The following is a 22,643-nucleotide window of genomic DNA, read 5'->3' as shown; positions in this document are numbered from 1 at the left end:
TCCTGCCGAAGTGCGATCCAGTGTGGGAGCTGGCAAGCCAGCTCCCACAGGGTTGACCGCGTTCAGCCTGCTTAACCGAGGTCTGCATGTCTTTCGATCTCGCCGCGCGTCTTGCGGCTCGTCGTGCCGAACACCTGTATCGCCAACGTCCACTGCTGCAGAGCCCGCAAGGCCCTGAAGTGGTGGTCGACGGCCAGCCGTTGCTGGCGTTCTGCAACAACGATTACCTGGGCCTGGCCAATCACCCGCAAGTGATTGAAGCCTGGCGCGCGGGCGCGGCTCGCTGGGGCGTGGGTGGCGGCGCTTCGCATCTGGTGATCGGCCACAGCACGCCGCACCATGAACTGGAAGAGGCCCTGGCCGACCTCACCGGGCGCCCGCGGGCGCTGCTGTTCACCACTGGTTACATGGCCAACCTCGGAGCCGTCACGGCGCTGGTGGGGCAGGGCGATACGGTGCTGGAAGACCGCCTTAACCACGCCTCATTGCTGGATGCCGGTTTGCTCTCCGGCGCGCGCTTCAACCGTTATCTGCACAACGACGCCGTCAGCCTGGCCAAGCGCCTGGAGAAAGCCACCGGCAATACGCTGGTTGTGACCGACGGCGTTTTCAGCATGGACGGCGACCTGGCTGACCTGCCGGCGCTGGCCCGTGAAGCCCGTGCCAAGGGTGCGTGGCTGATGGTGGATGACGCCCATGGCTTCGGGCCTTTGGGCGCCAACGGTGGTGGGATCGTCGAGCATTTTGGCTTGAGCCTGGAAGATGTGCCGGTGCTGGTCGGCACCCTCGGCAAGGCCTTCGGTACCGCCGGCGCATTTGTGGCGGGCAGCGAAGAGCTGATCGAAAGCCTGATCCAGTTCGCCCGCCCGTACATCTACACCACCAGCCAACCGCCCGCGCTGGCCTGCGCCACGTTGAAGAGCCTGGAACTGCTGCGCACCGAGCATTGGCGACGTGAACATTTGAACGGGCTGATCCGCCAGTTCCGCCAGGGCGCCGAGCAGATTGGTCTGGAGTTGATGGACAGTTTCACGCCGATCCAGCCAATCATGATTGGTAACAGCGCCCGTGCCGTGCGTTTGTCGCAGATGCTGCGCGAGCGCGGGCTGATGGTAACTGCGATCCGCCCGCCAACCGTGCCCGCCGGCAGCGCCCGCCTGCGGGTGACCCTGACGGCGGCCCACAGCGAAGCCCAGGTGCAGCTATTGTTAAACGCATTGGAAGAGTGTTTCCGCTTGTTAGGCCAGGAGCCCGACCATGCGTGATCGACTGATATTGCTGCCTGGCTGGGGCCTCGGCGTTTCGCCGCTGGAACCGTTGGCGGCGGCGTTGCAGGGCTTGGATGAGCATTTGCAGGTGCAGATCGAACCGTTGCCGGACGTGGAGTCGGACGACCTTCAAGAGTGGCTCGATGAGCTGGATTCGACCTTGCCCCAAGACGTCTGGCTGGGTGGTTGGTCCCTCGGCGGCATGCTTGCTGCCGAGTTGGCCGCCCGGCGCGGTGATCATTGTTGCGGTTTGCTCACCTTTGCCAGCAACGCAAGCTTCGTGGCCTGGTCTCGCTGGGACCATGGCATGCACGAAGAGGATTTTATTGCGTTTCTTAACGGTTGCCGCCTTGATCCGGTTGCGACGTTAAAACGCTTCAGTCTGCTTTGCGCCCGGGGTTCCAGCGATCCCCGATCACTTGCTCGGCTATTGCTGGCGGGTGCCCCTAAAACCACCGCGCAGACCTTGCTCAGTGGTCTGGAACTGTTGGGCCGATTGGACACCCGTCAGGCGTTGGTGGACTTTCAAGGGCCGCAGTTGCATCTGTTTGCCGGGCTAGACGGGCTGGTTCCGGCTGAAGTGGCCAGTGAGTTGTTCGCCTTGTTGCCTGACGTTGAAATCGGCCTGATTGAACAGGCCGGTCACGCTTTTCTACTGGAGGACCCCCACGGTGTAGCGGGGGCCATCCAGGCTTTTTTGCATGAGTGCGGTGATGACTGATTTGTCCCATGTATTACCGGGCGGCTTGCCAGACAAGCGCCAGGTGGCAGCCTCCTTTTCCCGCGCAGCCGCCAGTTACGACAGTGTTGCCGAGTTGCAGCGTGCGGTGGGTCACGAGTTGCTACGACGTGTGCCCGACGGTATTTCGCCACAGCGCTGGCTGGACCTGGGCTGCGGTACGGGCTATTTCAGCCGTGTGTTGGGCCAGTCACTTCCCAACAGCCAGGGTTTGGCCCTGGATATCGCCGAGGGCATGCTCAACCACGCTCGGCCCATGGGCGGTGCGCAGTATTTCATCGCCGGCGATGCCGAGCGTTTACCGTTGCAGGACGCCAGTTGCGGGCTGATCTACTCCAGCTTGGCGGTGCAGTGGTGCTCGGACTTTGCGGCCGTACTCAGCGAAGCGCGGCGGGTATTGCAGCCCGGCGGCGTGCTGGCATTTGCCAGCCTGTGTGTGGGAACGCTGGATGAGTTGCGCGAAAGCTGGCGCGCGGCGGATGGCATGGTTCACGTGAACCGCTTCCGGCCGTTCAGTGCTTATGAGCAGCTGTGCGCGGCCAGTGGCTTGCGGGTGCGTAGCCTGGAGCAGTGTCCTCATGTGCTGCACTACCCCGACGTGCGCAGCCTGACCCATGAATTGAAAGCCTTGGGTGCACACAATCTGAACCCCGGGCGCCCCGGAGGCTTGACGGGGCGGGCGCGGATTGTTGCACTGGTGCAAGCCTACGAGCAGTTCCGCCAGGCCCAGGGCCTGCCGGCGACCTATCAAGTGGTGTACGCCGTCCTGGAGAAACCTCTATGAGTGCCGCTTACTTCATCACGGGGACCGACACCGACGTCGGCAAGACCACCGTCGCCGCCGGCCTGCTACATGCCGCGCGGCAAGCCGGCAAGAGCACCGCGGCGGGCAAGCCGGTGGCCTCGGGCTGCCAGCTGACGCCCAAGGGCCTGCGCAATTCGGATGCCCTGGCGTTGCTGGCTGAGTGTTCGTTGCCCTTGACCTATGCCGAGGTCAACCCGGTGGCGTTTGAGCCGGCCATCGCACCGCATCTGGCGGCCCGCGAAGCCGGTGTGGCGCTGACGGTGCAGTCGTTGTTGAAGCCCATGCAGCATATTCTGGCCAAGCAGGCAGACTTCACCCTGATTGAAGGCGCAGGCGGTTGGCGCGTGCCATTGGCCGATCAGGACAACTTGTCGGACCTGGCCCAGGCGCTGAAGCTGCCGGTGATCCTGGTGGTGGGCGTGCGGCTGGGCTGTATCAGCCATGCGCTACTGACCGCCGAAGCCATCGCCCGGGACGGTCTGCCGCTGGCGGGCTGGGTGGCGAATATCATCGACCCCAAGACCTCTCGTCTGGAAGAAAACCTCGCGACCCTGGCGGAACGGCTGCCCGCACCATGCCTGGGGCGGGTGCCGAAGCTCAAGCACCCCAGCGCCGAAGCGGTTGCCGAGTACTTGCAGTTGGACCTGCTTGACTAGTTTTGCCTATCAATAAGGCATTATGCCATTAGTGTTTTTGACGGGCGTTTTGCCGGTATGTCTGCTTCAATAACAGTTCACGATTCTCTAACAGGCAGGTTCACGCCATGGAAATCTCTGGTAGCAGTGCGTTTTACTCGGGCCTGAGCGCGATTCAGACCGGGCAGAACCGTGTCGACCAGGCCGCCGGCAAGATCGCCAGCGCCGCCACTACCCAGCCTTCGGACGCGCAAAATGATCGTCTGCGTTCGGTAGACGCCAATCAGGCAAGCAACTCGGCGAGCAATATGGTCGAGATGGCCCAAGGCAAGTTCCAGGTAGAACTGGGCGCCAAAGTGGCCAAGGCTTCCGACGAAATGCTCGGTACGTTGATCGATACCTACGCTTGAAAATTGCGCTCGCCAGCTTCTCTGTGGAAGCTGGCTTGCCTGCGATAGCGTCGCCCCAATCCTCCTGAAGCACCGTGGCGCCTGCATCGCAGGCAAGCCAGCTCCCACTCTGATCCCCGTCACCCTCAATTCTTTCTAAACCCTTTCAACCCCATGCGGCGTTTCGCTGCAGGCCTCGCCGTGCCTGACGTTGACCTGCGTCATGACAAACGGCATTTGCGCGACGCTTGACAAGGATTGGTCGTAAACGTATGTTTCAAACAACTGTTTGACCGCCACAACACATCCACGCGGTTGTTCATCCCAGATACATCAGCAGAGGTTTATCGCTATGCCTGACTACAAGGCCCCCTTGCGTGATATTCGCTTCGTTCGTGACGAACTGCTTGGCTATGAAGCGCATTATCAGAGCCTGCCGGCTTGCCAGGACGCTACCCCGGACATGGTTGACGCCATTCTCGAAGAAGGCGCCAAGTTCTGTGAGCAGGTACTGGCACCGCTGAACCGCGTGGGTGACATCGAAGGTTGCACCTGGAGCGAGTCGGGCGTTAAGACCCCTACCGGTTTCAAGGAAGCCTACAAACAGTTCGTTGAAGGCGGCTGGCCGAGCCTGGCGCACGATGTGGCGCACGGCGGCCAAGGCCTGCCGGAATCCCTGGGCCTGGCGGTCAGCGAAATGGTCGGCGAAGCCAACTGGTCGTGGGGCATGTACCCGGGCCTGTCCCATGGCGCGATGAACACCATTTCCGAGCACGGCACCCCGGAACAGCAGGACGCTTACCTGACCAAACTGGTGTCGGGCGAGTGGACCGGCACCATGTGCCTCACCGAGCCGCACTGCGGCACCGACCTGGGCATGCTGCGTACCAAGGCCGAGCCTCAGGCTGATGGTTCCTACAAGGTTTCGGGCACCAAGATCTTCATCTCGGCCGGTGAACACGACATGGCCGACAACATCGTCCACATCGTGCTGGCCCGCCTGCCGGACGCACCGGCTGGCACCAAAGGCATTTCGCTGTTCATCGTTCCAAAGTTCGTACCCAACGCAGACGGTGCAATTGGTGAGCGCAACGCAGTGTCGTGTGGTTCCCTGGAACACAAGATGGGCATCCACGGCAACGCCACCTGCGTGATGAACTTCGACGCGGCCACTGGTTTCCTGATTGGCCCGGCGAACAAAGGCCTGAACTGCATGTTCACCTTTATGAACACCGCTCGCTTGGGCACCGCGCTGCAAGGCCTGTCCCACGCCGAAATCGGCTTCCAGGGCGGCCTCAAATATGCCCGTGACCGCCTGCAAATGCGTTCGCTGACTGGCCCGAAAGCGCCGGACAAGGCCGCCGACCCGATCATCGTGCACCCCGACGTGCGCCGCATGCTGCTGACCATGAAAGCCTTCGCCGAAGGCAACCGCGCAATGGTGTACTTCACCGCCAAGCAGGTTGACGTGGTCAAGTACGGCACCGACGACGAAGCCAAGAAACAGGCTGACGCACTGCTGGCGTTCATGACCCCGATCGCCAAGGCGTTCATGACCGAAGTCGGTTTTGAGTCCGCCAACCACGGCGTGCAAATCTACGGCGGTCACGGCTTCATCGCTGAGTGGGGCATGGAGCAGAACGTTCGCGACAGCCGCATTTCGATGCTGTACGAAGGCACCACCGGCATCCAGGCCTTGGACCTGCTGGGCCGTAAAGTGTTGATGACCCAAGGCGAAGCGCTGAAAGGCTTTACCAAGATCGTCCACAAGTTCTGCCAGGCCAACGAAGGTAACGAAGCCGTGCAAGAGTTCGTTGCACCGTTGGCTGCACTGAACAAAGAGTGGGGCGAGTTGACCATGAAGGTCGGCATGGCGGCCATGAAGGACCGTGAAGAAGTCGGTGCCGCTTCGGTGGATTACCTGATGTACTCCGGCTACGCCTGCCTGGCGTACTTCTGGGCCGACATGGCCCGCCTGGCCGCCGAGAAACTGGCTGCCGGCACCACCGAAGAAGGCTTCTACACCGCCAAGCTGCAGACTGCGCGCTTCTACTTCCAGCGCATCCTGCCGCGTACCCGCACCCACGTTGCAACCATGCTGTCGGGCGCCAACAACCTGATGGACATGAAAGAAGAGAACTTCGACCTGGGCTACTAAGCCTCGGCGGGTTCACTGCAAAAGCCGCCGCGCCTTCGGGAGCGGCGGTTTTTTTTTGCGCGATAAAAAACCACAGTACCGCACTCAGGGATTGCGCCGTGCGGCCGTTAAAGTGATGGCAATGTGATACGCATCACATCGAATGTGCTTAACTGTGATCAGTGAAGGCACTGTGCCATCTTTTTTAGTGGGTCGGAGCTTTACCCTTGTCGCGCGCGTCTGCTGTACGTTTCAGTCATTTTTTACCTTCACTGCTGTTGCTGCTGGCGGGGCTCTCGGCTGCGTACGTGAAGGATCTCAATGTGTTCTTCACCTCGCTGTTCAACGTGCTGCCGACCCTGGTGTTGCTGCTGGGCGGCTCGTACTGCGCGGTCTACCGCCGCCAGCGCGAGCTGTTCCTGATGCTCACGGTCTACGTGGTCTATTTCCTGCTGGATACCCAGACCGATTACTACCGCGACCACGGGAGTGTCCGGGAAGACGCCGCCGTGGTGTTCCACCTGTGTTGCCTGTTGTTGCCGCTGCTGTTCGGCATCTATGCGGTCTGGCAGGAAAAAACCCACCTGTTTCGCGATTTCGTCGCACGTTGCGCGGTGCTGTTCGCAATAGGCAGCGTGGCCTTGGCCCTTGAGCAAAGTTTTCCCCAGGCGTTGTTAAGCTGGTTGGCGGAGATTCGCTGGCCCGCCTTGCATGGCCGGTGGATGAGCCTGATCCAGCTGTCCTACCCGATGTTCCTGATTGGTTTTGTCACCCTGGCCGCGCAGTACTGGTATCAGCCAAGGCCGCTGCACGCGGCACAACTGGTAGGGCTGCTGGGGTTGTTCTGGATGTTGCCACAGACGTTCATCCTGCCGTTCACGCTGAACATCATGTGCAGCCAGGTGATGCTGATGATTGCCGCCGGTGTGGCGCATGAGGCTTATCAAATGGCCTTCCGTGACGAGCTGACCGGCCTGCCGGGGCGCCGCGCGCTCAATGAGCGCATGCAACGCCTGGGGCGCAACTATGTGCTGGCCATGGGCGACGTCGATCACTTCAAGCGTTTCAACGATACCCACGGCCACGACGTGGGCGACCAGGTGTTGCGCCTGGTGGCCAGCAAGCTGTCCAAGGTCAACGGCGGCGGCCGGGCTTACCGGTATGGCGGTGAAGAGTTTGCCGTGGTGTTCGCCGGCAAGACCCTGGATGAATGCCTGCCGCACCTGGAAGATATCCGCGAAATCATCGCCAACTACGACATCAAATTGCGTAACCCCGATCGCCCCCACGACGACCAGCAGGGCCGGCAACGTCGTGTAGGCAATGGCGCTTCCAGTGTGTCGGTGACCGTCAGCATTGGCGTGGCCGAGCGCCAGGCCGAGCAGCGCACGCCCGAAGAAGTGCTCAAGTCTGCCGACCAGGCGCTGTACAGCGCCAAGGGCGCCGGGCGTAACTGTGTGGTGGCCGCTGGGCAAAGCCGGCGGGGCGCGGTGCGTATGGACACTGCTGCCGGTTGAGTGATGGTGGTGTATTCAGCGGCCCTACAGTGATTGTCCGGTGGGCCCTGCGGCAGTAGGTTGAAGGCATCTGCTGCCGGAGACATTGCCATGCCTGACTATAAAGCTCCCTTGCGCGACATGCGCTTTTTGATCGATCACGTCTTTGATTTCCACGGCCACTACGCAGCGCTGGGTGCCACCGACGCCAGCCCGGACATGGTTGGCGCAATCCTCGAAGAAGGCGCGAAGTTTTGCGAGAACGTCTTGGCACCGTTGAACCGCTCCGGCGATGAAGAAGGATGCCACTTCGACAACGGTGTGGTGACCACGCCCAAGGGCTTCAAGGAAGCCTTTGCCCAGTATGTGGAAGGCGGCTGGCACGGTTTGGCGGCAGACCCGGCCTACGGCGGGCAAGGCTTGCCCATGTCCCTGGGCCTGGTGCTCGCGGAGATGATTTCTTCGAGCAACACATCCTGGGGCATGTACCCCGGGCTGACCCACGGTGCGATGTCGGCGATCCACGCCCACGGCACCGAGGAGCAGAAAACCACCTACCTGGGCAAACTCACCGCCGGCCAGTGGACCGGCACCATGTGCCTGACCGAAGCCCATTGCGGCACCGACCTGGGGCTGATCAAAACCCGCGCCGTGCCTCAGGCAGACGGTAGCTACGCCATCACCGGCAGCAAGATATTCATCTCGGCCGGCGAGCACGACATGAGTGAAAACATCATCCACCTGGTGCTGGCCAAGCTGCCGGACGCACCGGCCGGGACCAAGGGTATTTCGCTGTTTATCGTGCCTAAATTCCACGCCGACTCCGGTGAGCGCAACGCGATGAGCTGTGGCGCCATCGAGCACAAGATGGGCATCAAGGCGTCGGCCACGTGTGTGCTGAACTTCGATGGCGCACGGGGCTTTTTGATCGGTGAGGCGAACAAAGGCCTCAACTGCATGTTCACCATGATGAACCATGCGCGGCTGGGTACCGGGATGCAGGGCCTTTGCCTGGGTGAAGCGAGCTTCCAGGGCGCGATCAAATACGCCAACGACCGCTTGCAGATGCGCTCGCTGACGGGTGCCAAGGCTCCGGAAAAAGCCGCCGACCCGATCATCGTCCACCCGGATGTGCGGCGCATGTTGTTGACCATGAAAGCCTTCAACGAAGGCAACCGGGCACTGACCTACTTCTCGGCACAGTTGCTCGATGCCGCGCACTTGAGTACGGATGAGGGGCAGCGCCAGGAGGCCGAAGACCTGTTGGCCTTCCTAACACCGATCTGCAAAGCCTTTATGACCGAGACCGGGCTGGAGGTGACCAACCACGGCATGCAGGTGTTCGGCGGCCATGGTTTCATTCGTGAATGGGGCATGGAACAACTGGTTCGCGATTGCCGGATTGCGCCGATTTATGAAGGTACCAATGGCATCCAGGCGCTGGACTTGCTTGGGCGAAAAGTACTCGGCAGCCAGGGCAAGTTGCTGCGCGGCTTTACCAAAATCGTCCATAAGTTCTGCGCAGCCAACGCCGAACATCCACAACTCAAGGCCCACGTGGCGCAGCTCAACGAGTTGAACCAGCAGTGGGGCGAATTGACGGTAAAGGTCGGCATGGCCGCCATGAAAAACCCGGACGAAGTCGGTGCCGCAGCGTCGGATTACCTGATGTACAGCGGTTACATCATCCTGGCCTACCTGTGGCTGCGCATGGCGTTGGTGGCACAACAACAGTTGGACAGCACCCGCGGTGATGCCGGTTACAACCGGGCCAAGCTGGCCACCTGCGAGTTCTACTTCAAGCGCCTGTTGCCACGCACGGCCACCCATCGGGCGGCGGTGGAGGCGGGGAGTGAGTGCCTGATGAGTCTGCCGGCGGAGCTGTTTGCGCTTTAATGACTGTAAAATACCAATTGGTCACGATCAGACCCTATGTGTCTCAAAAGTTGTTCGGGTACACTCGGGGTCTGTAAAACCGACACTGCCCGAATCACTTTAAAGTTCTCACGAGGTTTGCCATGGCTGACTACAAAGCGCCGCTGCGCGATATGCGCTTCGTCCTCAACGAAGTTTTCGAGGTGGCCAAGCTCTGGGCCCAACTGCCCGCGCTGGCGGATACCGTCGACGCCGAGACCGTTGAGGCGATCCTCGAGGAAGCCGGCAAAGTCACCTCCAAGACCGTCGCCCCGCTCAGTCGTGGTGGCGACGAAGAAGGTTGCCGCTGGGAGAATGGTGCAGTCTTTACCCCGGCCGGTTTCAAGGCCGCCTACACAACCTACGCCGAAGGCGGTTGGGTGGGTGTAGGTGGTGACCCGGCCTACGGCGGCATGGGCATGCCCAAGGCCGTGTCGGCCCAGGTTGAAGAGATGATCAACTCCTCGGGCCTGGCCTTCGGCTTGTACCCGATGCTGACCTCTGGCGCCTGCGTGTCGATCAACACCCACGCTAGTGAAGAACTCAAGGCCACTTACCTGCCGAATATGTACTCCGGTGTGTGGGCCGGTTCGATGTGCCTGACCGAACCGCATGCGGGCACCGACCTGGGGATTATCCGCACCAAGGCCGAGCCTCAGGCAGACGGATCCTACAAGATCAGCGGTACCAAGATCTTCATCACCGGCGGCGAGCACGACCTCACCGACAACATCATCCACCTGGTGCTGGCCAAGCTGCCGGACGCGCCGGCGGGCCCCAAGGGTATCTCGCTGTTCCTGGTGCCCAAGTTCATGGTCAATGCCGATGGCAGCCTGGGCGCGCGCAACCCGGTGACCTGTGGCTCCATCGAACACAAGATGGGCATCCAGGCTTCCGCGACGTGCGTGATGAACTTCGACGAAGCTGTGGGCTACCTGGTGGGCGAGCCCAACCGTGGCCTGGCCGCAATGTTTACCATGATGAACTACGAGCGCCTGGGCGTTGGTATTCAAGGCCTGGCCTCCGGCGAGCGCTCTTATCAGAACGCCATCGAGTATGCCCGCGACCGCCTGCAAAGCCGTTCGCCCACCGGCCCTAAAGCCACGGACAAGGTGGCTGACCCGATCATCGTCCACCCGGACGTGCGGCGCATGCTGCTGACCATGAAAGCTTCGAACGAAGGTGGCCGCGCATTCTCCACCTATGTGGCGATGCAGCTCGATACCGCCAAGTTCAGCGAAGACGCCACGGCCCGTAAACGTGCGGACGACCTGGTTGCCCTGCTGACCCCGGTGGCCAAGGCGTTCCTGACCGACCTGGGCCTGGAAACCACCGTGCACGGCCAGCAGGTTTTTGGCGGCCACGGCTACATTCGTGAATGGGGCCAGGAACAACTGGTGCGTGATGTGCGTATCACCCAGATCTACGAGGGCACCAACGGCATCCAGGCCCTGGACCTGGTGGGACGCAAGATTGTCGGCAGTGGCGGGGCGTTCTACACGCTGTTCGCCGACGAGATCCGCCACTTCACCGGCACCGCTGGCGCCGAACTGGCCGAGTTCACCAAGCCGCTGAACGCGGCGGTGGATGATCTGGATGAGTTGACCGCCTGGCTGCTCGATCGCGCCAAGTCGAATCCGAATGAAATCGGCGCGGCGTCCGTGGAATACCTGCACGCGTTCGGCTACATGGCCTATGCCTACATGTGGGCACTGATGGCCAAGGCGGCATTGGGCAAAGAGGCTCAGGAAGACTTCTATGCCAGCAAGCTGGGCACTGCGCGCTTCTACTTTGCCCGCTTGCTGCCGCGGATCGCGTCCCTCAGCGCTTCGGTAAAAGCCGGTAGTGAATCGCTGTTTTTGCTGGATGAAGCACTGTTCTAGGGGCTTGGAGGGCATGTAAGCATTCTCTTACATGACGTGCTGCTATTCGTCCTCTATCGCCAAATTGGATCCACGGATAATCTACTTCACATGGACGTCGCGCAGGAAGCGCAAAGCAACAACACGGACACGTAGGATTCTGCCAGGAAGGCGGAGTGAAATGGATGTCAGGGAAACAGTCTGCAAAGCCCCGCTTCGGCGGGGTTTTCTTTTGCCTGCGAAAAAGTCATACAGGCGCGTTCATCACGTCTTCCAGCAGCGTGCGCAACAATTCCAGCGTCGCCTGCTGACGCTGCACATCGCGGCACACCAACCCTACTTTCAACGGCACCCGTGGTTCGCTCAACGGCTTCCACAGCAACGCCTTGCTGTTGTGTTCATCCTGAGAGCGTCCGGGCAGCACCGTCGCCAGTTTGGTGTGTGGCAGGCTGTCGAGAATCCCCACCATCGTATTCAACTCTGCCTGCACTTGTGGGCGTCGGCCCAGGTTAGCCAGCTGACCTTGCCATATCTGCCGCACCTGAAACTCTTCCCCCAGCAGCAACATCGGTAACTCGGCGGCTTGTTTCAAGGAGACTTTCTTGAATTCCCGCAACGGGTGATCAGACGGGATGACCACCTTCAGTTCATCTTCATACAGCAGCACACCGTGCAACCCGGGCTGGCGCGGCGGCAGGTAACTGATACCAATGTCGAGCGAGCCATTGAGCAGCCGGCGTTCGATTTCCATGCCGGTCAATTCGTAGATCTGCACCACCAAATGCGGTTGGGCCTTGCGCACCCGTTCGAGCATCTGTGGCACCAGGCTGGTGTGCACGGTTTGCAGCACGCCGATGGCCAAAGTGCGCAACGCCTGGCCCTTGAAGTTGCGCAGCGCTTCCACTGCCTGCTGCATGCCGTCGAGCAAGGGCAAGGCGTGGTTGTACAAGGTGTGGGCGGCGAGGGTCGGGAGCAGGCGCTTGCTGCTGCGTTCGAACAGGTTCACATCGAGGTTCTGTTCGAGCTGGCGAATCTGTTGCGACAAGGCCGGCTGGGAGATCGACAGACGTTCCGCGGCCCGTCCCACGTGGCCCTCTTCATACACCGCGACGAAATAACGCAGTTGCTTGAAATCCATAAGTAATGCTTATCGAAAATGCTGGAAAATCGAAATGGCCGGGTGGCCCCGAGACGCCTAGTCTAGCGCCTATTCACAGGGCTTACAGGGCCGGAACGTGCGATGAGTAGGGTTTATGTTGACGGTGTTTGCATAGGCAAGGCAAAAAACCTCAGCCATGGGTTGGTCGGTGATACCGACCAAGGTGTGGTTGCCAAAGAGGTTCATCCATGAACCTGTTCAACCTGCGTCGCCCGGTCCCCAGTCTGGATGACCTTATCCTCGACGCGAAAGCGCCGTCACTGCGAGACGACCTTTGCGGCGACTGCCTCATGCCCAGCGTGGCCCGCCCGGCCCATGTGTTCGTGCGCGGCCAGGGTTCCTGGCTGTGGGACAGCGAAGACCGCGCCTATCTCGACTTCAATCAAGGTGGCGGTGCCAACAGCCTGGGCCACAGCCCGCAGGTATTGACCAAGGCGTTGGCCGCTCAGGCCCAATTACTGATCAACCCCGGCCACGGCCTGCACAATCGCGGCCAACTGAACCTCGCCGACCGCCTGTGCCACCGCACCGGCAGCGACCAGGCCTACCTGCTCAACAGCGGCGCGGAAGCCTGTGAAGCGGCGATCAAGCTGGCGCGAAAATGGGGCCAGCTGCATCGTGGTGGCGCCTATCGGATCATCACTGCCAGCAACGGTTGCCATGGTCGCAGCTTTGCCGCGATGTCGGCGTCGGCCGCCGCCAGTGAAAACCGTTTCGAGCCGCAATTGCCGGGCTTCAGTCATGTGCCGTTCAACGACCTGCCCGCATTGCATGCAGCAGTTGACGCGCAAACCGTGGCGATCATGCTCGAGCCGATCCAGAACGATGCCGGCGTCATCCCGGCGACCGAGCATTACCTTAAAGGCGTCGAGCGCTTGTGCCGCGAGCTGGGGATTTTGCTGATCCTCGACGAGGTGCAAACCGGCACCGGCCGCTGCGGCACGTTACTCGCCGAACAGCACTATGGCGTACGCGCCGACATCATCACCCTGGGCAAGGGGTTGGGTGGCGGTGTGCCGCTGGCGGCGCTGCTCGCGCGGGGCAAGGCGTGTTGTTTCGAACTCGGTGAGCTGGACGGCACCCACCATGGCAACGCGTTGATGGCATCTGCGGGTGTGGCAGTGCTCGATACGGTGCTGGGCCATGGATTTCTGGAGCACATACGCGAAGTGGGTGCGTACCTGGGCGAAGGGCTGGCACGCCTGGCTCATCGCTATGGCCAGGGCGAACTGCGCGGGCAGGGTCTGTTGTGGGGCCTGAGCCTGTCGGAAGATTCGGCAGATGCAGTGGTAAAGGCGGCGCTGAGTGAAGGACTGGTCCTGAGCGCGCCGCAACCCGACTGCCTGCGCTTTACCCCGGCGTTTACGTTAAGCAAAAGCAACGTCGACGAAATGCTCCTACGCCTGGCACGGGCCTTTTCCCGGGTGCGCACCGCACAGCTGCAGTGCCGCAAGGGCATTGCCGTTTAATCGCTTATTTCCTGAACCGTCTCGCGGTATACGCGGCGCCTCCAGCCTGATTCTTTTGGCTGGGGGCGTTTTTTTGTCTGCTGATTGGAGGGTGGCCCCGTGCCAGATCCTACTGAACCCTCACGAACGCCCAAGGTCGATTAGCTTGTACGGCTCACACGAGCCGATTTTTCAGGAGCTGAACCCATGGATATCATTCGCATCATCATCGCTATTCTGTTGCCGCCACTGGGTGTGTTCCTGCAAGTGGGTTTCGCCGGCGCGTTCTGGCTGAATATTCTGCTGACCTTGTGTGGTTACATCCCGGGCATCGTGCACGCGGTCTACATCATCGCCAAACGCTAAAAGCCCTCAGCCTTTTGCGATCAGCCGTGAGTTGCGCTCATTGCGAAAGGCCAGTTGTTCGATGGTTTGGGTGGCGTGCTCTGCCTCTTCACGGGCCTGCAGGATTATCCCGTGATGCTCCGACTTGCTGCATACCGGGTCGGCATTGCTGGCGTCACCGGTCAGCATGAACGCCTGGCAGCGGCAGCCACCGAAGTCCTTTTCTTTCTCGTCGCATGAACGGCATGGCTCGGGCATCCAGTCATAGCCGCGAAAGCGGTTGAAGCCGAACGAGTCGTACCAGATGTGCTGCATGCTGTGGTCGCGCACGTTGGGAAATTGCACCGGCATCTGTCGGGCGCCATGGCACGGCAGCGCGGTACCGTCCGGCGTCACCGTCAGGAAGATACTGCCCCAACCATTCATGCAGGCTTTCGGGCGCTCTTCGTAGTAATCCGGTGTGACGAAGATCAGCTTGCACGGGTGGCCTTCGGCTTCGAGCTTGGCGCGGTATTCGTTGGTGATGCGTTCGGCACGCACCAACTGCTCCTGGGTCGGCAACAGCCCGACACGATTAAGCTGGGCCCAGCCGTAGAACTGGCAGGTGGCAAGCTCGACAAAGTCCGCTTCCAGGGCAATGCACAGCTCGATGATGCGGTCGATCTTGTCGATATTGTGCCGATGGGTAACGAAGTTCAGCACCATCGGGTAACCGTGGGCTTTCACCGCTCGGGCCATTTCCAGTTTTTGCGCGAAGGCCTTTTTGGAGCCGGCCAGCAGGTTGTTCACTTGCTCGTCGCTGGCCTGGAAGCTGATCTGGATATGGTCCAGGCCAGCCTTCTTGAAGTCGCTGATTTTCTGCTCGGTGAGGCCGATGCCGGAGGTGATCAGGTTGGTGTAGAAGCCCAACTTGCGCGCCTCGGCGATCAGTTCCGCGAGGTCTTGACGCACCAGCGGTTCACCACCGGAAAACCCCAGTTGCGCCGCGCCCATTTCCCGGGCTTCGCGAAATACCTTGATCCACTGTTCGGTGCTCAGTTCCTTGCCCTGCTCGGCGAAATCCAACGGGTTGGAGCAGTACGGGCATTGCAGCGGGCAACGGTAGGTCAGCTCGGCGAGCAACCATAGCGGCAGGCCGATCTCCGGTTTTGGTGGCAGGTCAGGCAAGTTCGATCCAGTGTTGAGCACGGGCAACCTCCATGAATTGCTCGATGTCTTCACCGAGTTCGGGCACGCCCGGGAATTGCTCGTCCAGCTCGGCAATGATTGCGTTTACATCACGCTCGCCATCAATCAAGCCACCGATCAACGCGGCGCTGTCGTTGAGCTTGATCATGCCTTCCGGGTACAGCAACACATGGCCCTTTTGCGCCGGTTCGTATTGGAAGCGATAACCCTGGCGCCAGGTCGGTTTTTTGCTGCGATCGAAGCTCATAGGGTGATCCCCTTATGCCATACACGCTGGTCAGTCACGCTGTGATACGGCGGGCGTTTCAGTTCATACGCCATGCTCATGGCATCGAGCATGCTCCAAAGAATGTCCAGTTTGAACTGGAGAATTTCCAGCATGCGTTCCTGGCCTTCACGGGTGGTGTAGTGCTGCAAAGTGATCGCCAGACCGTGCTCCACATCCCGGCGAGCCTGGCCCAGGCGGGTGCGGAAGTACTCATAGCCGGTCGGGTCGATCCACGGGTAATGCTGCGGCCAGCTGTCGAGACGCGACTGGTGGATCTGCGGGGCGAACAGCTCGGTCAAGGAGCTGCTGGCGGCTTCCTGCCAACTGGCGCGGCGGGCGAAGTTGACATAGGCGTCTACCGCAAATCGTACGCCGGGCAGTACCAATTCCTGGGAGCGCAGTTGGTCCGGGTCCAGGCCGACTGCCTGGCCCAGGCGCAGCCAGGCTTCAATGCCGCCGTCTTCGCCGGGGGCGCCGTCGTGATCCAGCAGGCGCTGGATCCACTCGCGACGAATCTCGCGGTCCGGGCAATTGGCCAGGATCGCGGCGTCCTTGAGGGGAATGTTTACCTGATAATAAAAACGGTTGGCCACCCAGCCCTGGATCTGTTCGCGGGTGGCGCGGCCTTCGTACATCGCCACGTGGTACGGATGATGGATATGGTAGAAGGCGCCCTTGGCCCGCAGCGCTTGTTCGAACTCGGCAGTGTTCAGCGGTGTGTCAGTCATTTGGCTCGCTCCTACAATTCAATGCTCATGCCGTCGTATGCCACTTCCACATTGCGCCGCGCCAACTCGGCTCGCTCGGGCGAGTCCTCATCCAGGATCGGGTTGGTGTTGTTGATGTGGATAAGCACCTTGCGCTGCGTGGGCAGTTGTTCCAGCACTTGCAGCATGCCGCCGGGGCCGTTTTGGGCCAGGTGGCCCATCTCGCGACCGGTGCGGGTACCGACGCCACGGCGCTGCATTTCGTCGTCATCCCACATGGTGCCGTCTACCAGCAGGCAATCGCTGCCGGCCATGATCTCCAGCAACGGCCCGTCGACCTTGCCCAGGCCCGGCGCGTAGAACAGCTTGCCGCCGGTGCGCAGGTCTTCGACGATCAGGCCGATGTTGTCGCCTGGGTGTGGGTCGAATCGGTGAGGCGAGTAGGGCGGTGCCGCACTGCGCAGTGGCAACGGCGTGAAACGCAGGTTGGGGCAGGCGGGAATCGTGAAGCTGGCGTCCAACTCGATACGGTTCCAGGCCAGGCCACCGTTCCAGTGGGTCAACATGGTGAACAGCGGGAAGCCGGTGCTCAGGTCTTCATGGACCATGTCGGTGCACCACACCTGATGCGGGCAGCCTTCGCGCAGGCTCAACAGGCCGGTGGTGTGGTCGATCTGGCTGTCCATCAGGATGATCGCGCTGATGCCGGTGTCCCGCAGGGCGCGGCCGGGTTGCATCGGGGCGAACCCTTGGAGCTGGGCGCGGATGTCTGGCGAGGCATTGCACAGCACCCAGTTCACGCCATCATCGGAAATCGCGATGGACGATTGGGTACGCGCCTCGGCCCGCAGGCTGCCGTCGCGAAAACCTGCGCAGTTCACGCAGTTGCAGTTCCATTGCGGGAAACCACCGCCCGCGGCGGAACCTAGAATCTGGACAAACATGGCCGCTCCATTACACACAACTCAAAAATAAAAACGCCCCGGGCGAGCCGAGGCGTTGCATTGCAATACAAAGCCAATCAGCGGCTGGCAAAGTACATGGTGACTTCGAAGCCGATGCGCAGATCAGTGTAAGCAGGTTTGGACCAGGTCATGTTCTTACTCCTACGAAGGGATGGGACGTTTACTACCAATATATATAGTCCACCTCCAAGCGGAGATGTTCAGAGGTGTGCGTATGAATGTTACGTACTTCTTTGCAAGATAGCGCTGTCCTGGCGGAAAAAGCCTTTTACCGTAGCGGCAATGATCAGCCAGATAATTGCCAAGGTGCTGGCAGGCACCCACCATTGGCCACGCAGCGCCAGCCGCCTGCAGCAGCATTGAGTTGCCGCGCAGCTTGTATTAAATCCTTGCGGGTGCGGGTCTGGATGAAATCTTGTAACTGCACGATGTAATCCGACGGGTGGCCTGCCAAGTGCGCGTGCCAGAGCAGTTCGGCGGCGTGGGAGGTCGTCAGCGTTTCAGGGGCAAACTGGTCCGCCAGGGTTTGCGTCGCGTCATTCAGGTCATTTCGGGCTTCGATCAAGGCAGGTAACTGTTGGAGGAACGCCTGAAGGTGCTCGACGATTCCTTCAAGGGAAACACTGGGTGATTGCACCCCGAGCAGCAGGCCGGTTTGCCCGTTGAATTGTCGGATGCCGCTGAACACCGCGTAGCCCAGTTGCAGTTCGACACGCAGGCGTTGGTAAAACGGCGCCTGAGCCAGGTGCGCAAGCAGGCGCCAGTTTGCTTCATCGGCCAGGGATTGAGTCGGCACCGGGCAGAACAGCAGCAACGCGGCTTCGCTGGAATCAGTCCTGACGTCGTGCCAAAGACGCTGGCCGGCGATGGGTCGAACTTCGGTACTGGCCGTTGCCGGTTGGCCGGGCAGTTTCCCTGCAGCACTTTTAATTGCCTCTTCGCAGTGGGCGGGCAACCCTACTGCAAGCCCTTGCCAGCGCGCCGTTGACCATCGGTCCTGGTGAGCTGTTGGGTTGGCGGGCGTGAGGCCTGTGCAACAAGCAGGTAATGCCTTGAGCAATTGCCGGATTGCCATCGGCGGTGGGGTACTGCGTGGTGCTCCAGATCTTTCATCGAGCTGAGTCAGGCTGCGTGCGACTTCTGCCAATACCGCCGGCATAGGTTCGTGAAGCCCGACCAACTTCAGTTGCCAGTGATTGCCCATAGTCTCGAAGGACAGTTCAACGCCAGCCTGGGCAGCGTTCTCACGCAGCTGTGGGAAAAGCTCTGCATGCAGCGGCGTATCCAGATGCCAGCGCAGGTAAAGCGCGCCCTCATCGGTGTCGTCGGGCATCGCCTGGCTGAATGTCAGCGCCGACAGGTCCCTTCGGCCACGGGAGCGGTCTTGTGCGAACGTGCGCAAACCGCGGTGCGCGCTGGTTTGGCCACGAATCAGCCCCGGGCGCTCTTGCTTGAGGGTCGGGCGTAAGAACGGATTGGTAGGCGGTAGTTGCCAGGCGTGCCGGGACCGCGGCAATGGCAGCGCATCCAGCAGGGCCTTGAGGGAACGGGTGCTTTGGTCGGACAGGACTGCCTCGTGGTCCTGTCGGGCCAATGCCAGGGCACCACTGACCTGCAGTTGGCGAGCGAGCAGCAAGGCGTACTCTTCCCGCAGCAGCGTCCAGTCACTGTGTGCGAAAAAGTTCAGCCAGTCGTACAACAGGTCTTCGATCAATGCCGTCTGTTGCGCACCGTGAGTGCCCAGGGTGAACCTGATATCCAACAGCGCCTGGCCGGCGAACTGATACAGCACAGCCGCTTTGATAGCGCTGGCCAACTGTCGCGCCTGCAACTCGGCAAGCAATCCGCCCGGCGCCGAAGCATTCAGCCACAGGCAAAGGAAATCCAGCGCCTGAGGGGACGCCTCGCTCACCATGACTTGATGCCAGTGGTGCTCATCGGCGTGTTGATAAGTACGTTGATTGCCGACCAGCAACGCTGGCGCAGGCACCTGTGGCTTCAGCGGTGCAGTCTTCAGCGCAGCACCAAACTGTTGCGTCAACGCCTCCAGCTCCGCCAATGACTGAGGGCCCGCAAGGCTCAACGTCATCTGTCCGGCCTGATAGAAACCTTCATAAAAATCCCGCAACGCCTGCTGAAAATCCTCACGCTCTACCGGCAAGCTATCCCGGTTGCCCGCATGAAACGCCCGCAGCGGATGATCCGCCGCTACACCTTCCAACAACGCCTGTTGCTGTTGCGCTGCGGCATCTTGCGACCAGGCGATAAACTCCGCGTGCAACACTTCACGCTCACGCAATTGGTCTTCCAAGGCCAGGCGCGGATGGGCGAGCATATCCCCCAAGCGCTCCAACCCTGCGTCAAATGCCGAAACAGGCACTTCAAAGAAAAACTCGGTTGTGCGTTCGCGAGTGCTGGCATTGACCTGACCACCCTGGCGCTGCACGTAGGCCATCAGCCCTTCGCTTGCAGGAAAACGCTCGGTGCCCAGGAACAACAGATGCTCAAGGAAATGCGCCAGTCCCGGCCACGCCAAGGGCACATCGTGGCTGCCCGCCGCAACGCGCAAGGCTGCCGCGCAGCGCTTCAAACGCGGTGCATGATGCAAGGAAACCCGCAGGCCGCTGGCCAGGGTCAATTGAAGGTGATGAGGGTGGGCCGGCGCAGGCATGAGCACTTCCGAAACGTAGGAAGTGCCTATGCTAGCGCAAAGCAGCCGGGATCAGTGCTTGTGCAGCGCACCATAAAGCTCGGGACGACGGTCCAGCAGGTAGCGATTGGCCGCGCGTGAGTCGAGCATCAACTGCCGGTCGAGTGTGCCGACAATCAACGCCTCATCGAGCCCGGCCTGGGCGATCCGCTGGCCATCCGGCGCCGCGATGCTGCTTTGCCCGCAATACTCGATCTCGCCTTCGCGCCCGCAGTAGTTGGCGTACGCCACATAACACTGGTTTTCGAACGCCCGCGCCCGCACGGTCACATCGGCGACGAAGTCGAACGGCACCATATTGGCGGTCGGCACCAGGATCAACTCTGCGCCAGCCAGCGCCAGGCGCCGGGTGTTCTCCGGGAACTCCAGGTCATAGCAAATCAGGAAACCCAGCTTCCAGCCGTTCAATTCCACCAGCGGAAAATCATCGTCTCCGGGGCTGAACATCGAGTTGTCGAGATCGCCAAACAGGTGCGTCTTGCGGTAGTTGCACAGGCGTTGGCCGTTCGCGTCGATCAACTGCACGGCGTTGTAGATCTGGCCGTCTGCGCCGCGTTCCGGGTAGCCATACAGAATTGCCACACCCGAGTTTTTCGCCAGCGCGGCGATGGACTGCGCTGACGGGCCGTCCTGAGCTTCCGCCAGGGCGCCGACCGCCTCCACGCCGATGTTATAGCCGGTGAGAAACATCTCCGGCAGCACCAGCAGGTCGGCGTCGTTGGCCTCTTGCGCCAACTGATGCAGACGCTTGAGGTTGCCCGCCACGTCCAGCGGCAGCGGCGGGCATTGATACAAGGCGATACGCATGGGCAGCTCCTTATTCGGGCAGCGCAATCGGCCCGAGTTCATCGAACACATCCCCCGGGCCCGGGTTCTGCGGGTGAGTACTGCCGCCGAAGTGGGTCATGATGCCCCACACCGCATTCAGCGAGGTCTGCACGGCGCCTTCCACCCACGCAGGCGTCCACGACACGTCGTCACCGGCGATGAAAATACCGCGTTGCTCGGCCGGCATGTCCTTCTGCATGAAGTGCGCATACATCCGCTGGTTGTAGCGATAGTGGCCCGGCAGCGCGCCCTTGAACGCCCCGAGAAAGTGCGGGTCGGCTTCCCACGACACGGTGATCGGGTCGCCGATGATGCGCGCGGCGATGTCGACTTTCGGGTAGATCTTTTTCAATGCGTCGAGGGCCAGTTTCACGCGCTTCTCGATCGGCTGCGGGAGCATTTTCAGGGCGTCGCTCATCCAGGAATAGGACAGGCATATCACCCCCGGCTTGTCGTCACCGTTGTCGAACAGGTAGGTGCCACGGGTCAGGCGGTCGGTCAGCGTCATGCTCATCAAGTCGCGGCCGGTCTCTGGGTCCTTGTCCTTCCAGAATGGCCGGTCGACCATCACGAAGGTCTTCGACGATTGCATGTAGCGGGTACGGTCGAGGGCCATCCACATCTTTTGCGAGAACAGGGTTTCGTCGCACTCGATCTGGGTGGTCAGCAGCCAGCTCTGGCAGGTGGTCAGCACGGCGGCGTATTCGCGGGTATCACCGTAGTTGTCGGTGACGGCGAAACGGCCGTCCGGGGCGTGGGCAATGCGCTTGACCCCGGCCCGCGGCGCGCCGTTGTGCAGCGAGCTGAGGCTGGTGCCTTCGGGCCAGTGGGCGCAACGCTCCGGTACATGGCGCCAGATGCCCATGGGCACTTGGGCCACGCCGCCGACCACCAGGTGCTGGTGATCGTCGCAGTTGGTCATCACCACGCGGAAGATTTCCAGCATCGAGTTGGGGAAGTCCGAGTCCCAGCCGCCGGTGCCGAAGCCGACCTGGCCGAATACTTCGCGGTGGTGGAACGACAACTTGGCGAACGCCTTGGAGGTGGCGACGAAGTCGTAGAAGGTGCGGTCGTCCCACAACGGCACCAGGGTATTCCACAGCGCTTTCAGGCGTGGTACGTCACGGTCGCGGATCGCTTGCTGGATATCGCCGAATTGCGAGCCGGCCTCTAAAGCGTCGGCCCAGGCGTCAGCCACTTCCTGGAACAGTGCAGGCAGGTCGGCAAGTTTCTGTGCGTAGTGAGTCTGGCCTTCAAGGTCGATGACCGTGCTGCCGGAAGCGGGCGTCAGCGGGTTGGGAAATGGCTTGGTCTCAAGTCCCAGCTTGTCCACATAGTGATAGAACGCGGTGGACGACACCGGAAAACGCATGCCGCCCAGTTCCGCGATGATGCCTTCGGCGCCTTCAAACGCCTGGGAGCGCAGGCGGCCACCCATTTTCGAGGCTTCATACACCACGGGCTTCAGGCCCAGCTTCATCAGCTCATAGGCGGCCACCAGCCCGGCAATCCCGGCGCCGACGATCGCCACTTCGGCGCCGTGGTTGGCGGCCGGAATGCTGCCCAGGCCCGCCGGGTGTTCGATCCAGTCATCAAAGGCGAACGGAAAGTCCGGGCCAAAAATGGTGATCGGCTTTTTGCCGTTGGCAGGGTGGCGATTGGGCTTGCTGATGGTGCTGGAAGGAATGCTCATGGCTGACCTTGCTGGCGACTCGGCGGGGCGCGACCCGTTGAGTATAGGAAAAGATGGCAGCCATTCTAGGGATCGTAGCGTTCGTTA

Annotated in this window: 20 protein-coding genes; 11 read left to right on the top strand and 9 right to left on the bottom strand. The window is 61.1% G+C overall.

Annotation, left to right across the window (positions count from 1 at the left end; translation table 11 throughout):
• The first annotated feature begins 86 nt into the window (after window positions 1-86).
• From bioF to RGV33_RS29765, 9 genes are all read left to right on the top strand, one after another.
• Complete coding sequence (bioF, locus tag RGV33_RS29805; protein WP_322147981.1) at window positions 87-1,265, top strand: 8-amino-7-oxononanoate synthase; 1,179 nt, start codon at window positions 87-89, stop codon at window positions 1,263-1,265.
• On the top strand, window positions 1,258-1,989 hold the full coding sequence (locus tag RGV33_RS29800) for an alpha/beta fold hydrolase (RefSeq protein WP_322147980.1): 732 nt from the start codon (window positions 1,258-1,260) through the stop codon (window positions 1,987-1,989). Before bioF ends, RGV33_RS29800 begins: the two co-directional genes overlap by 8 nt.
• A complete protein-coding gene (gene bioC / locus RGV33_RS29795; protein ID WP_322147979.1) occupies window positions 1,982-2,791 on the top strand; it encodes a malonyl-ACP O-methyltransferase BioC in 810 nt (269 codons plus the stop codon). The genes RGV33_RS29800 and bioC overlap by 8 nt, the downstream gene beginning before the upstream one ends.
• Entirely contained in the window at window positions 2,788-3,468 is a 681-nt protein-coding gene (gene bioD / locus RGV33_RS29790) for a dethiobiotin synthase (RefSeq protein ID WP_322147978.1), read from the top strand. The genes bioC and bioD overlap by 4 nt, the downstream gene beginning before the upstream one ends.
• A 107-nt stretch (window positions 3,469-3,575) precedes the next feature.
• Window positions 3,576-3,857 carry a hypothetical protein gene (locus RGV33_RS29785; RefSeq protein WP_010167428.1) on the top strand — a complete coding sequence of 94 codons (282 nt, stop codon included), beginning with the start codon at window positions 3,576-3,578 and terminating at the stop codon, window positions 3,855-3,857.
• 331 nt (window positions 3,858-4,188) lie between these two features.
• The gene (locus tag RGV33_RS29780) at window positions 4,189-5,994 is read left to right on the top strand and encodes a phenylacyl-CoA dehydrogenase (RefSeq protein ID WP_322147977.1); all 1,806 of its coding nucleotides are present in this window, start codon (window positions 4,189-4,191) and stop codon (window positions 5,992-5,994) included.
• Window positions 5,995-6,200: 206 nt separating this feature from the next.
• Entirely contained in the window at window positions 6,201-7,490 is a 1,290-nt protein-coding gene (locus RGV33_RS29775) for a GGDEF domain-containing protein (protein ID WP_322147975.1), read from the top strand.
• 90 nt (window positions 7,491-7,580) lie between these two features.
• A complete protein-coding gene (locus RGV33_RS29770) occupies window positions 7,581-9,365 on the top strand; it encodes an acyl-CoA dehydrogenase C-terminal domain-containing protein (protein ID WP_322147974.1) in 1,785 nt (594 codons plus the stop codon).
• A 122-nt stretch (window positions 9,366-9,487) separates the two neighbouring features.
• On the top strand, window positions 9,488-11,266 hold the full coding sequence (locus RGV33_RS29765; RefSeq protein WP_322147973.1) for an acyl-CoA dehydrogenase C-terminal domain-containing protein: 1,779 nt from the start codon (window positions 9,488-9,490) through the stop codon (window positions 11,264-11,266).
• 226 nt (window positions 11,267-11,492) lie between these two features.
• Here the strand turns inward: RGV33_RS29765 and RGV33_RS29760 are convergent, their stop codons facing one another.
• Window positions 11,493-12,383 (bottom strand): LysR family transcriptional regulator, encoded by an 891-nt coding sequence (locus RGV33_RS29760; protein WP_322147971.1) that lies wholly within the window; start codon window positions 12,381-12,383, stop codon window positions 11,493-11,495.
• Between the two features lie 209 nt (window positions 12,384-12,592).
• On the opposite strand from RGV33_RS29760, the gene RGV33_RS29755 reads away from it, so the two are divergent.
• Complete coding sequence (locus RGV33_RS29755) at window positions 12,593-13,873, top strand: aspartate aminotransferase family protein (protein WP_322147970.1); 1,281 nt, start codon at window positions 12,593-12,595, stop codon at window positions 13,871-13,873.
• A 186-nt stretch (window positions 13,874-14,059) separates the two neighbouring features.
• A complete protein-coding gene (locus tag RGV33_RS29750; RefSeq protein ID WP_003211049.1) occupies window positions 14,060-14,218 on the top strand; it encodes a YqaE/Pmp3 family membrane protein in 159 nt (52 codons plus the stop codon).
• A 6-nt stretch (window positions 14,219-14,224) separates the two neighbouring features.
• On the opposite strand, the gene pqqE is transcribed toward RGV33_RS29750, so the two are convergent.
• The 8 genes from pqqE to RGV33_RS29710 form a co-directional block, all read right to left on the bottom strand.
• Complete coding sequence (pqqE, locus tag RGV33_RS29745; RefSeq protein WP_322148765.1) at window positions 14,225-15,364, bottom strand: pyrroloquinoline quinone biosynthesis protein PqqE; 1,140 nt, start codon at window positions 15,362-15,364, stop codon at window positions 14,225-14,227.
• Window positions 15,357-15,632 carry a pyrroloquinoline quinone biosynthesis peptide chaperone PqqD gene (pqqD, locus tag RGV33_RS29740; RefSeq protein WP_322147969.1) on the bottom strand — a complete coding sequence of 92 codons (276 nt, stop codon included), beginning with the start codon at window positions 15,630-15,632 and terminating at the stop codon, window positions 15,357-15,359. Before pqqD ends, pqqE begins: the two co-directional genes overlap by 8 nt.
• The gene (gene pqqC, locus RGV33_RS29735; protein ID WP_322147968.1) at window positions 15,629-16,381 is read right to left on the bottom strand and encodes a pyrroloquinoline-quinone synthase PqqC; all 753 of its coding nucleotides are present in this window, start codon (window positions 16,379-16,381) and stop codon (window positions 15,629-15,631) included. Before pqqC ends, pqqD begins: the two co-directional genes overlap by 4 nt.
• Before the next feature lie 11 nt (window positions 16,382-16,392).
• The gene (gene pqqB, locus RGV33_RS29730; RefSeq protein WP_322147967.1) at window positions 16,393-17,304 is read right to left on the bottom strand and encodes a pyrroloquinoline quinone biosynthesis protein PqqB; all 912 of its coding nucleotides are present in this window, start codon (window positions 17,302-17,304) and stop codon (window positions 16,393-16,395) included.
• 77 nt (window positions 17,305-17,381) lie between these two features.
• Entirely contained in the window at window positions 17,382-17,456 is a 75-nt protein-coding gene (gene pqqA, locus RGV33_RS29725) for a pyrroloquinoline quinone precursor peptide PqqA (protein WP_003194766.1), read from the bottom strand.
• A 155-nt stretch (window positions 17,457-17,611) separates the two neighbouring features.
• A complete protein-coding gene (gene pqqF, locus RGV33_RS29720) occupies window positions 17,612-19,996 on the bottom strand; it encodes a pyrroloquinoline quinone biosynthesis protein PqqF (RefSeq protein WP_322147966.1) in 2,385 nt (794 codons plus the stop codon).
• 51 nt (window positions 19,997-20,047) lie between these two features.
• A complete protein-coding gene (locus tag RGV33_RS29715) occupies window positions 20,048-20,842 on the bottom strand; it encodes a carbon-nitrogen hydrolase family protein (RefSeq protein WP_322147965.1) in 795 nt (264 codons plus the stop codon).
• Between the two features lie 10 nt (window positions 20,843-20,852).
• Complete coding sequence (locus RGV33_RS29710; RefSeq protein ID WP_322148761.1) at window positions 20,853-22,535, bottom strand: flavin monoamine oxidase family protein; 1,683 nt, start codon at window positions 22,533-22,535, stop codon at window positions 20,853-20,855.
• Window positions 22,536-22,643 lie beyond the last annotated feature (108 nt).

The sequence above is a fragment of the Pseudomonas sp. Bout1 genome, assembly GCF_034314165.1.
In the GTDB taxonomy this organism is placed as follows: domain Bacteria; phylum Pseudomonadota; class Gammaproteobacteria; order Pseudomonadales; family Pseudomonadaceae; genus Aquipseudomonas.
Note: the sequence above shows the minus strand (reverse complement) of the source record. Positions and strands in the feature narration are given on the sequence as shown.